Annotated in this window: 14 protein-coding genes; 4 read left to right on the forward strand and 10 right to left on the reverse strand. The window is 58.9% G+C overall.

Going from position 1 to position 12,188, the window contains the following annotated elements:
* Window positions 1–3 precede the first annotated feature (3 nt).
* The 9 genes from AC515T_RS20645 to AC515T_RS20685 all read right to left on the reverse strand — a co-directional run bounded on the left by AC515T_RS20645 (window position 4) and on the right by AC515T_RS20685 (window position 6,851).
* Window positions 4–1,224 (reverse strand): AAA family ATPase, encoded by a 1,221-nt coding sequence (locus AC515T_RS20645; protein ID WP_496529829.1) that lies wholly within the window; start codon window positions 1,222–1,224, stop codon window positions 4–6.
* Window positions 1,218–1,712 (reverse strand): TadE/TadG family type IV pilus assembly protein, encoded by a 495-nt coding sequence (locus AC515T_RS20650; RefSeq protein ID WP_305482341.1) that lies wholly within the window; start codon window positions 1,710–1,712, stop codon window positions 1,218–1,220. The genes AC515T_RS20645 and AC515T_RS20650 overlap by 7 nt, the downstream gene beginning before the upstream one ends.
* Window positions 1,712–2,191 carry a TadE/TadG family type IV pilus assembly protein gene (locus AC515T_RS20655; RefSeq protein ID WP_496529830.1) on the reverse strand — a complete coding sequence of 160 codons (480 nt, stop codon included), beginning with the start codon at window positions 2,189–2,191 and terminating at the stop codon, window positions 1,712–1,714. The genes AC515T_RS20650 and AC515T_RS20655 overlap by 1 nt, the downstream gene beginning before the upstream one ends.
* Before the next feature lie 8 nt (window positions 2,192–2,199).
* Complete coding sequence (locus AC515T_RS20660) at window positions 2,200–3,516, reverse strand: TadE/TadG family type IV pilus assembly protein (RefSeq protein ID WP_496529831.1); 1,317 nt, start codon at window positions 3,514–3,516, stop codon at window positions 2,200–2,202.
* A 72-nt stretch (window positions 3,517–3,588) separates the two neighbouring features.
* Entirely contained in the window at window positions 3,589–4,404 is an 816-nt protein-coding gene (gene cpaB / locus AC515T_RS20665; protein WP_496529832.1) for a Flp pilus assembly protein CpaB, read from the reverse strand.
* Between the two features lie 15 nt (window positions 4,405–4,419).
* The gene (locus AC515T_RS20670; protein ID WP_496529833.1) at window positions 4,420–5,748 is read right to left on the reverse strand and encodes a DUF8689 domain-containing protein; all 1,329 of its coding nucleotides are present in this window, start codon (window positions 5,746–5,748) and stop codon (window positions 4,420–4,422) included.
* Window positions 5,749–5,750: 2 nt separating this feature from the next.
* Window positions 5,751–6,281: an A24 family peptidase gene (locus AC515T_RS20675; protein WP_496529834.1), complete on the reverse strand. Its 531-nt coding sequence runs from the start codon at window positions 6,279–6,281 to the stop codon at window positions 5,751–5,753.
* Window positions 6,282–6,308: 27 nt separating this feature from the next.
* Window positions 6,309–6,503, reverse strand: a complete 195-nt coding sequence (locus AC515T_RS20680; protein ID WP_122565925.1) for a Flp family type IVb pilin — start codon at window positions 6,501–6,503, stop codon at window positions 6,309–6,311.
* Window positions 6,504–6,656: 153 nt separating this feature from the next.
* Window positions 6,657–6,851: a Flp family type IVb pilin gene (locus AC515T_RS20685; RefSeq protein WP_008070254.1), complete on the reverse strand. Its 195-nt coding sequence runs from the start codon at window positions 6,849–6,851 to the stop codon at window positions 6,657–6,659.
* A gap of 300 nt (window positions 6,852–7,151) precedes the next feature.
* Between AC515T_RS20685 and AC515T_RS20690 the strand changes: the two genes are divergently transcribed.
* A complete protein-coding gene (locus tag AC515T_RS20690) occupies window positions 7,152–8,021 on the forward strand; it encodes a helix-turn-helix transcriptional regulator (RefSeq protein ID WP_496529835.1) in 870 nt (289 codons plus the stop codon).
* A gap of 50 nt (window positions 8,022–8,071) precedes the next feature.
* On the opposite strand, the gene AC515T_RS20695 is transcribed toward AC515T_RS20690, so the two are convergent.
* Window positions 8,072–8,503, reverse strand: coding sequence for an Lrp/AsnC family transcriptional regulator (locus tag AC515T_RS20695; protein ID WP_060741195.1), 432 nt, complete (start codon window positions 8,501–8,503; stop codon window positions 8,072–8,074).
* 198 nt (window positions 8,504–8,701) lie between these two features.
* Here AC515T_RS20695 and AC515T_RS20700 point away from each other — a divergent pair, with 198 nt between their 5' ends.
* From AC515T_RS20700 to AC515T_RS20710, 3 genes are all read left to right on the forward strand, one after another.
* Window positions 8,702–9,415, forward strand: a complete 714-nt coding sequence (locus AC515T_RS20700; protein WP_496529836.1) for a YczE/YyaS/YitT family protein — start codon at window positions 8,702–8,704, stop codon at window positions 9,413–9,415.
* A 102-nt stretch (window positions 9,416–9,517) separates the two neighbouring features.
* Entirely contained in the window at window positions 9,518–11,002 is a 1,485-nt protein-coding gene (gene amrS, locus AC515T_RS20705) for an AmmeMemoRadiSam system radical SAM enzyme (protein WP_496529837.1), read from the forward strand.
* Entirely contained in the window at window positions 10,999–12,144 is a 1,146-nt protein-coding gene (locus tag AC515T_RS20710; RefSeq protein WP_496529838.1) for a PLP-dependent transferase, read from the forward strand. The genes amrS and AC515T_RS20710 overlap by 4 nt, the downstream gene beginning before the upstream one ends.
* The last annotated feature ends 44 nt before the right edge of the window (window positions 12,145–12,188 follow it).

The raw sequence follows: 12,188 nt of genomic DNA on the forward strand, positions 1-12,188 counted from the left end.
GGGTCATCCCCCGAAAAAACGGTTGAAGGCACGTTTAAGCAAGCCCTTGTCCGTGGCCATCTGGTGACCAACCAGGTCTTCGGTCAAATCGCGCAGGGCGGTGGTGATGGCCGCCTTCGGCGCATGCAGCCCCAACGGCACGCCAGTGTTCTGACTCTGGCTGACCAGGTTGAAGTCATTGGGCAATTTCGACAGGTTCGCGCAACGCAGGGCCTCACCTATGTCCTTGAGGCTGACGGCGGCGTTTTTGTCATAGCGGTTGATCACGATCTGCAACTGCTCCCCACGCACGCCCAGGTCTTCGCGAAGGATCCGCACCAGGGCGCTGGCATCGCGCAGGTGGCTGACGCTCTGCTGCACCACCACGTACACCCGATCCACCTGTTCCAGCACGGAGCCGGTGAGGTGATCGATCTGCCGCGGCAGGTCCACCACCACCCAGTCATAACTGGCACGGGCCAGTTGCACCAGGGCGTCGAGCTGTTCGGGTTGGGCATCCTGGGGCAGGCACAACTCACCGGCCCGGCCTCCCAGGACGTGCAGGGTCGGGCTGAAATGGCTGCAAAAACCCCGCAACGCGACACTGTCCATCTCATCGATCTGCTGCAGCACTTCCAGATGGCTGTGGGACTGCGCCACGTCCAGGTAATGGGTCACGCTGCCAAATTGCAGGTCCATGTCCAGCAACAGGGTATTGCCTGCCCGGGCACTGAGTTGCTGGGCCAGGTTGCACGCCACCAGGGTCCCGCCGGAGCCGCCCTTGGCGCTGATCACCGCGATCAACTTCCCTTCGTTGCCGTTGCCGAGACGAACCTCCGCCACCAGGCGATTGAGCGCCGCCACCAATTCCGTATCGGCGATGGGTTCGGGCAACACATCCCGGGCACCGGCCTGCATCGCCAGGCGCATGCCTTCCTGCTCGCCCAAGGGACCGCACACCAGCATCGGCGGACGTTCATGGGCGGGACGTTGCAACAACGCCGACAGCTCTTCGCGCCACAGATGGCTGACGCGCAACAGCAACAAGTCGGGCATGCGGTCCAGGCCGTAGAGCGGATCGACATGGCCGTTGCTGACCAGGCGCGTGCTGACCTCAAGGCCAGGCATGCGTTGGCAGACGCATTGCAAGTCGCGCAGGGACGTGGCATCGCGGCTGCTGATCAGTATCCGCAGCCCGACTCTGCCAGTGGTGGTCGAAAGCGGGTTTTCCCTGGTGTTCAGCATGGTGTGATCTCCCCGGAATCGGAATGACGCCCAAGGCTTTCGCGTGGCAAGGTTGCCCTGAACGTGGGCAAGGTAATGGGCACGCCCAAGCCGGGAATGAATAGGTTGAAGACGAAGTTCTGCACGCTCAGCCGGACATAGCGGATAGCACGAAACCCGGAGGCACCGGACGTGTCGGTAGGGTTCGCCACCACGGCGCCATTGACGTCCAGGTAGGTCAGCGCCAGGTTCGAAGTCGCCAGGTTGCTGATCAATTGACTGGTGCCGGTGTCCGTCGCGGCGTTGAAGATAGCCCGGCGCAACACCACCGGATCGCTGACATTGCACACCGCCGCCAGCCGCACGCCACGGCGCGCCGCTTCATCCAACGCATTGACCGTGAAATACAACCGTCCCATTTCCACCACGCCGAACAGCAGGATGAACACCAGCAAGCCGACGAAGGAGAACTCCACGATGTAAGTGCCGCGCATGTGTTTGTGATTCATCACAGCGCCCTCATGACAGTGGTCGCGACCAACGGGATGCCCAGTGGAATGGCACTGCCGAAAAACCCAGGGATCGAACCCGCGCAGTTACCCGCGCCAATCACCGGGCAGAAGGTGTAGGTAATGGTGACGCGCACATGATCGATGCCCTCGGCGGCGACCTGCACATTCGCCGTGGTCAAGCCAGACACCACGGCGGCTCCCGTCGCGCTGGGCACGCCATACACCGCAACGTTTTTTGTCTGGGTCATGAGCGTGCTGCCCAAGGCGACGGAGCCAAGGGTGGCGTTCCACGCCTGGCTGGCGACGAAGCGGTCGGCATCGCGGCTGGCCTGCAACAGAACGTTGTACTGGTAGAGCATGCGGCCGAACTCGCCGAAGGCCAGCAGCAGCAACAGCAGCAACGGCAGCACCAGGGTGAACTCCACCAGTGCCACGCCTTGCTGGGCTTGCGCGGGTTTGAAACGAGAAAGTCCCATGACGCCTCCTACGAGTCGGTGCTCGGAGTGCCGCTGCCGTTGAGATAGGTTTTGTAGAGCTGGATGATCTGCGGGCCGGAATCGGTGGACGGCGTGGGGCCCGGTACGTTGTCGCCCTCGCACTCCTGGACGAACTGGCCAAAGATGATGGACTCCGAACCCCCACCGTTCACCGGCTGCAGGACGAAATAACAGCCGAACCCCAAGACCGGAATCGACGTCGAACCGCTCAGTTTCCCGGCGCAATCGCCAATCACGATCTTCAGCATCCGGCGTTCGAAAACCCCGTTGCTTTCACAGCCACTGCCGCCTCCCGCCACACAGGCGGCGACGCTGGCCCGCCAGTCGTTGTAGTCCTGTATCGCCTCGCCGCCCGCCGAGAGATCGCCGTTGCTCGACGTCACGGGTTGGCCTTTGTATTGCGCCTGGGAAAGCGCATCGTTGTAGGTAACCGCCGGGGTGCCCGAAGCCGTGACCAGGTCCGGTGGATAGTCCGAAGAACTGACCGGGCCGTTGTAGATACCAAAGCGCGTGTTCAAGCCCTGGGAGGTCGGGCCGGCTTTGTTACCCGGCGCCGTCTGGACGTTGTCGCCGACACTGCGGCAGACCGAGCCACCACCGGCCAGGTCCTCCCGGACCGCACTGCCGCCTGAGCCGAAATCCAGCAATTGGAAGTTGCCCGGGCCGATGGGCGATGTGTTCCCCGCCGCCGTTTTCAAGACTTCCAGGTCACCAAACTGATACCCCCAGAAGTTGCCGGCGGCCGGGTTGTATTGAGTGGGGTCGCCACAAACCATCAACGGCGCCAGGTCACAAGGCGAGGTGGGGCTGGGCCCCGCCGTGGCAATCGCCGCCACGCGCTTGTTACCCAAGCCGGCGCTGCCCATCGTTTGCACGAAACTCCAGAAAAACCCGTTCAACTGATAGCTGGCCACCGACACCCGCACGTATTTGGCGTCGGTAGGCCCGGGATAAGAGAATGGGCCGTAGACGCTGCTGGACAGCTCCACCACGGCAAACGCGCCCGGGTTGCCGGCGACCGCGGTGGCCAGCTCGGTATTGCCCACGGCGTTGGCATTTCTGTTGAGCGTGTCCAGGGCCGCCGCGCGGGTCGTGCTGGCCATGTTGATGCCACCGCTCACCTGGCTCAGGGTCTTGGCACCGCCCAGGGCCGCGGCATCCACCGCATTCTGCAGGCGCGTCTTGTTCAGCAGCATGTGCCCGCCATCCAGGGCCAAGGCCGCCATCATGGAAATCGCCACCAACGCGATCACCATCAGTACACTCACCGCCCCTCCCTGGCGCCGGATATTGGCATTCATCATCGAGCCCTCATCTACAACGTTTGAGGATCGGCATCGCCACAGCCCGCAAGGGCCTGGCATGGGGAGAGCTATTCAGCGGACATTGATCACGCTGCTTTCAATTCCGCGGATCAGCGTGATCGACCCGCCTTGCGGCTTGGCATTGCGCTGCACCACGGGTTTTGGCACCGGGGCGGCCGCCATGGCCATGACCGGCGCAGGGGCTGGCGGCGCAACGGCCACGGCCTTTTTCTCCAGGTTCAATGGGTTGCGCAGCGCCAATTGCAGCTTGCCCTCGGTCTGCGCGGTGACCAGCGCTTCCGCTTCGGTGACCGACATTTCCAAGGTCACGGCCCGCACCACCACCGGCTGGGTCTTGTCGGTGCCCGCGGTCTGGTCCACTGCCAGCACCCGCAGGTTTTCCAGGATGGTCCGGGACGTGGCGCTGTTGCTGCCGGCGCTGGTGGTCTTGGTCGCCAGTACATCGACCCGGTTGCCCGGCAAGAGGAAGCCACCCACGCCGACCACATCATCCACGCGGACCGAAATGGCGCGTTTGTCCGGTGCGATCAGCGAAGCCAGGGTGCTGCCGCCCAAGTGCTCACTCAGACGCGCGCCCCGCACGATGTCGCCGCGCAGGATGTCGAAGGTGGCGATCTTGCCCACGGCCTGTTCGCTGGCATCGAAGGCATCGTCCGGGATCGTGTCCATGGGCATGCGCACGGTGGTGACTTGCTGGGCCTCGACCATTTGCCCGAAGGGGATTTCCACCGTGGCGACCACCACGCTTCGCAGGTGATCATCGGGGGACGCGTTGAGTCGTGCACTCAGCCAAGCGTCAGCCATCCATGCGGCACCAAGGCCCATTACCAGGGAAACGCCTATCAGCGGAAGCGTACGAGAGCTCATGTCGGTATCTCCAGATCAAAGGAAGTCGAGCTGAACGAAGTAGTTGTGCCAGGCCCATTCCAGTTCTTGCGGCGACAGGGGGCCGGAACCGCCCAGGTAACGCTGGCGGTCGAGCGCCATGTTCAACAGGTCACGGGGATGGCAAGGCACCAGCGGCATGCCTTCGCCTGCATACAACTGCTGCAGGACATAACGCACCAACAGCGGGTCGAACGGGATGCCCAGGCGTTCGCACTCCTGGCGCCAGATGCGTTCGTACTCCTCGGGCTTGAGGTAGCCGAACTGCACTTTGTAGCCAATGCGCCGCAGGAAGGCCTCGTCGGCCAATTCGAGGGGATTGAGGTTGGTGGAAAACACCAGCACCAGGTCGAACGGCAGCTCGCAATGCCGACCGCCCCCCAAGTTGATGAAGTCGCGCTTCTCCTCCATGGGCACGATCCAGCGATTGAGCAACTCGGCGGGGGCCATACGCTGGCGGCCCATGTCATCAATGATGAACAGGCCGTTGCTGGCCTTGAGCTGCAACGCCGCCTGGTATTGCCGGGTGAACGGGTCGTAGCGCACGTCCAACTGCTCCATGCTCAGCTCGCCGCCGGTGATGACGATCGGGCGTTTGCAGCACAGCAGCCGGCGGTCGATGCCTTCGTTGAGCATCAGGTTGTTCGCTTGGCCATTGTCGTCCAGACGCTGGTGCACCTGCGGGTCGTAAATCTCGATCACCGACTCGTTGATAACGATGGCATGGGGCACCCAGATGGCTTCGGCAAACAACCGGATCAGCCGGCTGCTGACGTAGGTTTTGCCCGTGCCCGCCGGGCCGTAGATCATGATCGCCCGCCCAGAATTCAGGGCGACGCCCAACTGGTCGAGCATGCCTTGGCTCAGCACCAGGCCGGCCAAGGCCTGGTGCATGTCCTTGGCGGTGATGCGGCCATGGTGGATGGTCTGGATCTTGATCAGCGAGCGATAGGTGCTCACCGGGAACGGCGCCGCGCCGATGTAGCCACTGCGGGCCAGGGCATCGCGGGCCGAACTGCGGCCACGCTCGGTGAGGCCATAACGCAGCGTCTGCCCACCGGTTTGCCCCAACTGGCCCAGTACTTCGACACGTCCGTCCTTGCGCAGGAACGCCAGGACTTCCTCCATCACCGCACCGGTCAGGGCCAGGCGCTCGACCAGTCGCGACATATCCAGCACGCCGCCATCGTGCAGGTGCTTGCACACCAACTCACCCAGGAAGCTGTCGCTCAGGCCGGTGTCGCGAATGGTGCATGGCTGTGGCGCCAGGCGTTGTACCGCTTCCCGTTCGCTGGGGTAGGCATCGCTATCGTTGATGACGTGCATGACTAGACTCCCCAGCCGCCGGCAACCAGTTGCCAGTAAACGCTGTTCAAAGTACCGATCAGGATCGCAACCGAATAAGGAAAGGGTTTACCGGCCACTTCGTCCGAAGTCGGCGCCAGATAAGCCTGGGCTCGCACCATCAACCAGTAGCGTCCCAGGGTCTGGAGCAGTTGGCCGCGAGCCAGGACGATCAGGAAACCGCATACACCGCCGGCGATCAGGCTGAACAGCGCCGCCCACAGTGCGTAATGAAAAGGCAGGAAGCTGCCGACCATGGTCATCAGCTTGACGTCACCGGCGGCCATGCCACCGACGGCGTACATGGGCAGGAACAGCCCGAAACAGATCAGCATGCCCAGCAGGCTGTCGCCCAGGCCGCCGATCCCGCCGGTATAAACCTGGCCGGCCAATCCCAGGGCAAGGCCCAACAGGACCAGCGTGTTGGGGATGCGGTGGCGAAGCAGATCGCTCACCACCGCCACACCCAGCAGTCCCAGCAGCAGTACCGTCGACACCAGCAGTTCCATGGACATGATGCGTCTCCCTAGGGGTGGTTATCGTTAGCAGGCGACGTTGCCATTGGCGGCTTGGCACAGCGCCCGGATCTTGGTATCCACGACACCGCCCAGAAGGACGAACGCCGCCGCCACCAACACCGTGATCAAGCCCCCCGCCACCGCGTATTCCACGATGGTCAGGCCGTCTTCATCTTTGGCGAACGTACTGATCGAAGTTTTTATTGTCTGGAAAGTCATTTCATGAACCTCACGCTAATCAGAGGTATTGCTAGGAAACTTGTTTGAGGGGACAGCGCGAAGTCCATTTGATTGATTCGTTGTACTCACTGCAAAAGAGTCGCAAGCGGTATTCCTTGAAAGTGACCGTGTCCCCTTCAGCGCAAGTTACTGTCAGCAGGCAACGTTGCCGTTGACCGCCTGGCACAGTGCGCGGATCTTGGTATTCACGGCACCGCCCAGAAGCACAAACGCGGCGGCCACCAATACGGTGATCAACCCACCGGCCACGGCGTATTCCACAATGGTCAGGCCATCTTCATCTTTGGCGAACTTCAGCACCGAAGCCTTGATTGTTTGAAGAGTCATTTCGCACACCTCATCGGGGTTGTTTATCAGGGGCAGTACATTGCGAACTGCCTGATGCAACCCTAGTCAGCAGGTGGTCATCGCCGTTAGGAGGATTTTGCACATCGCTAGGATTTTTTTGCGCCGGATGGGAAAGGCCCCGGGGGCGGGAAATCCCGCCCTGGACAGCGCGAACGGGCGTCCCATGCCGACGGATGGCGCTAAACGATCGGACTTTTATAAAAATTTATTCGGCGAAGTAATGGCACTGTGACAATACTGCTAGCTAAAGGGCAGCAAGCACTTGTGGGTAGTCGTCCTATGGCGTCAAATCCGACTGCAAAGCCAAAGCTGTTATGGGTCGATCTGACTCATGATCGTTCCACCCAGGAACTCGTCTCCCTGTTCCAGGACACGTGCGACTGCACGCTGGCAAAAAACGCCATGCTGTCCAGCGCGGAACAGGCCGACATGATCTGCATCCATTTCGACCGCCCGGACACGGCGGGCCTGCGACGCCTGTTGGAGATCAAGCGGATCGTGCCGGGCACGCCCATCACCATGTTCACCGTGCAGCACTCCGAAGAGCTGGCGGTGTGGGCCATGCGCTCAAGCGTCTGGGAATACATGGTGCTGCCCTTGTCCGTCGCCGAGCGAAAGCGCTACCTCACGGCCGTGACGCAACTGTGCGAGCTGCGCCGCAATGCCAATGGCCGGGGAAAGACGTCGCAGATCGACCACGCCCCGACCCTGCCGGACAGCATTCGCCTGACCGCCGGGCACCAGAAGCACCAGGCCCTCAGCCACATCATGCTGTACATCGACCAGCATTTTCGCGACAGCATCGATCAGCGCGACCTGGCCAAGCGTTGCGGCATGACGACGTTTCGCTTCAGCCGGGTGTTCAAGGAAGCCAACGGGCTCGGTTTCACCGACTACGTACTGAACAAACGCATGAGCTTCGCCAAGGAACTGCTCGATAACAGCCAGATGCCCATCACCAGCATCGGCTACGAGGCCGGCTTCAAGGACCCGTCCTACTTCGCCCGCGCCTTCAAGCAATACGCCAGTTGCACGCCCAGTGAATACCGTCTCGCGTACCAGATGCGCAACGCACCTCCAGCACCGGAGCCTCCGGATGAGGCGGCCCTGGAAGCGATAGAAAACCTGGTGCACAGCCTTGAGGGTTGAGTCAGTGGCTGTTCAGGAGAGCACCTGGTCAGTGGCCGGCGCGCCCAGGCTCACGGGGCGAGCTTTCTTCTCTCGATAGGAATGGACAGGACAATGCTGGTCCGCGTCTCACCGTACGCATTTATTTTCGCAATAATGTCCTCGATCTCAGCCATGGATCTGGCGTAGATGCGGATCAGATAGGAGTCGTTCCCCGTGATGTGCAGGCACTCGACGACTTCGGGTATGTCGGTGAGTGTCGCGATCAATTTGGCTTTCGCCGGCTTGAGGGTAGTGATGCCAACGACAGCCGATATGCCATACCCCAGTTTGGTTGGATCTAACTGAGCGCAATAGCCTTTGATGACCCCGGAGTCTTCAAGTTTGCGCAACCTGTCATTGGTGGCAGGAATGGAAAGCCCCGCGTGCTTGGAAAGCTCTGTGATGGAAATGCGACCACAGTCCTGTACCTTACCCAGGATTTTGACGTCTATACGATCCATGTGCGTTTTCCCCGGTTAAAAGTATAAATTTTAATGAAAAGCCCGCGTTTTTCATTAAAAAAAGCATGCACCAAAATAAAGCATGGCGCTAGTCTATTTCCAGCCTGAAAAACCTGAAATGAATCCGGGCAACCAACAGCCCTGTTCTTTAGCGTGACGCACTCATAATAAAATATTCTCTCCAGGGATGGTGTTCGCATGGAAGATGAAAAGAAAAAGTGTGGAAAAAAGCCTCACCCGTTGATTCAGCATATTGGCACGCAAGTCCTAAGTCTCCGCCACTTCAAGAAAGATCAGCTACTGATGTACCTGATGGGCGTCAGTTTCTTTTCGCTGGGTGCCAAGTGTTTCATCATCAGTCAACTGGGTACTGACCCTTTAGACGTCTTGATCATCTCGATCGATAAAATACTCACGCTGGGCATGGGTGTTTGTTCGGCGATCGTATCGCTGTTTTTCCTGACATGGTGGATGCTCTGGAACAAAAAATACCCGCCGATAAGTCCCTTCATTACCACCACGCTGACGGGGCTGTTGATCGATCTCTGGTCGTGGCTGGGCCTCGGCGAGTACTTGATCGTCAGGCTGAATGAGTACGCGTTATTGGCCTCGGGGCTGGTGCTGTGCGCCTATTCCTCCGCATTGATCATCATGAGCGGTATCGGCATCAGGATCATGGACCTGGTGGTACTGACCATGGTCTCCAAATGGAACTGGTCGTTCACCAAAGCCAAAATGCTCATTGAAATCGGCATCTTTTCCAGCGGTTGGCTTTTAGGCGGGCCCTTCGGTATAGGCACGATTGCCTTTCTGTTGGTGATCGGCCCGCTTATTCAACCGTTCATGAATATGAATGCCAAGCGCTTTGCACTTAAAAACTATGGATTGATGAGCGCTTCATCCGCTTACTAATTAACCCATAACTATGACTGCCCTGCAGGGCGGCAGAATGGTTTCGCCTGGACTTTTTAAACCGATGCTACTGATGGCAACTTCCGTGATGAGGAGTGAAAGATGGACACTACAAAAAATAAAAACTGGACCTTGGAAAGCAGCCCGGCAAAACTGGAAGAAATACTCCCCGGGGGCGCTGTGAAGTGTCATCTTTCCCCACGCAACTGTGTCATTCAGGAAGGCAAGGTTGGTTTTTGCAAAGTGCGCGGAAACCGTGGGGGCAGGCTAGTTACATTGAACTACGGTAAAGGCGTTCACAGCACCGAAGAGACCATCGAAACCGAAGCCGTTTTCCACTTTGCCCCTGGGGAGCGAATCTTGTCCCTGGGTAATATCGGCTGCATGCTCAACTGCGGTTACTGTCATAACTGGAAGACATCGCAGGCCAAATACGTCACCGACAAGGACGTTTACTACTACACCCCTGAGCAGGTCGTGGAAACCGCTCTCAAGCACGGCATACGCGTCATTTCCTGGACCTATAACGACCCCGTCGTCTGGCATGAATTCATCCTCGACACGGCAAAGCTGGCCAAGGAAGCAGGCCTGATCAATCTCTATAAATCGGCATTCTTCATCAGTGAAGAAGCCATTGATGAGTTATTGCCGGTCATCGATATTTTCTCGATCTCGCTGAAATCCATTTCCCCGGAATACTACCGCAAGGTCACCACCGGCTGGGTAGAGCCCGTCCTGGCCGGCATCAAGAAAGTCTATGACGCCGGCAAATATGTCGAGGTCAGCACCTTGATGGTGACCGACATCAGCGACGATGAGGAAACGGCCCGGAAAATCAGCCAGTGGGTCCTGGATGAACTGGGCCCGAACGTACCGCTGCACTTCGTCAGGTTTCACCCCGATTACAAGATGAGCAACAGCATCCGTACACCTGTGGACAGGCTCCTGAAGGCTCGGGACGTCGCTCGCAGCATGGGCGTCGAGCACGTGTACCTGGGTAACGTGAATGACGTCGAAGGGACCAATACCAGTTGCAACCACTGTAACGCCCTGCTCGTCACCCGTTATGGCTTGAACGCTGAAATCATCGGACTGGACAGCAAAGGGTGCTGCTCTGAATGCGGGCACGATGCGCATTTCAAACTACTCGGCGAACACCAGGCGAACGCCCCCGTCGAGCTGCGCGAGGATGCGTTGAGCGCTTACGAGAAACGCAAGTTCGAATGGCACGGGGACATCGTATCGCTGCACGCCCAAGTGCTGAATACCGAAGACTTCGAACAGACCGTCTACCTGCGACGCAACTACACGGACGGACATAACAGCGAGTGGAAATCACTGACCCTGCGCCCGCATGAAAGCTATCGATTCATCATTGCCAAGGCTCGCATCGATGAAACGGGCCCGGAGGTCTGGCTCCCCAACGGCGTGAACTCGAACCTTCATGAAGTCTTCGACAGGGCTCACTTCCCGACGGAGTCGATTGAAGAGATTGGCATTTCGCAAAATGACATCACCCCGACCGTGGGTTACGAGGGCAAGCAGAACATGTATGAACAGGTCATCAAACTGGTCAGCCAAGCATGAAAACGTCTACTGAAATACTTCATATCAAGGTGGATGACCGGGACGCCCATCCTTCGGTAACGCCTATTTATCAGTGCAGCGCTTTCAACGCCGACTCGGCCTTCTTCTACTCAAGGAAAGCCAACCCCAATGTGACTGAATTGGAACAGGTCGTCGCGTCCCTGGAGGGCAGTGAATATGCCCTGGCCTACAGCACCGGGATGAGCGCGATCTATATGGTGTTGGAACTGTTGAAACCGGGGGCTTCGCTGGTCATCAACAAATACATCTATGGCTGCTCTTACAAATTGTTCCAGCGCTATGCGGCACGTATCGGCGCACACCTGGCGATTCTGGATCTCACCACAGCAGAGGGGTTGAAGGCCTTGCCGGCGAACGTCGACATGGTCATTTTCGAAACACCGACCAACCCGTTCCTCAAAGACATTGATATCCACGCGGTCAGCCGGGCCGTCAAGCAACACAACCCGCAGGCGCTGGTGGTCGTCGACAATACCTGGGCCACGCCGATATTCCAGAAGCCGTTGAATTTTGGCGCCGACATTTCCCTGTACAGCGCCACCAAATACTTCTCTGGACACAGTGATGTCATGGGCGGCCTGGTGCTGGTCAACAATGAGACGATTTACAAGCGTCTCCTTGAGGGCCGCTTTTATTCAGGCACGATACTCACCCCCAATAGCGCCTGGTTGCTGCGCAGGAGCATGCAGACGTTCAACCTGCGCATGGAAAAACACAGCCAGACGACAGCAAGCATGCTCAATTATCTGCGCGAGCTGCCTTTTATCGAGCATGTCTATTACCCACGCATCGATGGCCAGCAATTGACCGGTTATGGCGGCATTGTGTTTGTTGATATCCGGCCCGACCTGGTGCCCTTTTATAAAACATTCACCGGCGCACTCAAATGGTTTGGCACAGGCACCGGCATGGCCTGCGTGACCTCGATGGTCGCCCAACCCTTCAGTGGCAGCCACGCCTCGATGACGGATCAGGAAAAGGCGGACATGGGCATCGACAAAGGCCTGGTTCGATTGTGCTTTGGCCTGGAGGATCTTGAAGACCTCAAGGAGGACCTGCTCCAGGCATTCGAAACCATGGAAAGCAAGGTCGCTCAGAAAAGCTCACTCGATCCTGCATAGCGGTGTAGTCACAAGCAACGAGCCTTCAGTGGCTCGTTGCTTTT

This window comes from Pseudomonas sp. FSO-7, from assembly GCF_059579345.1.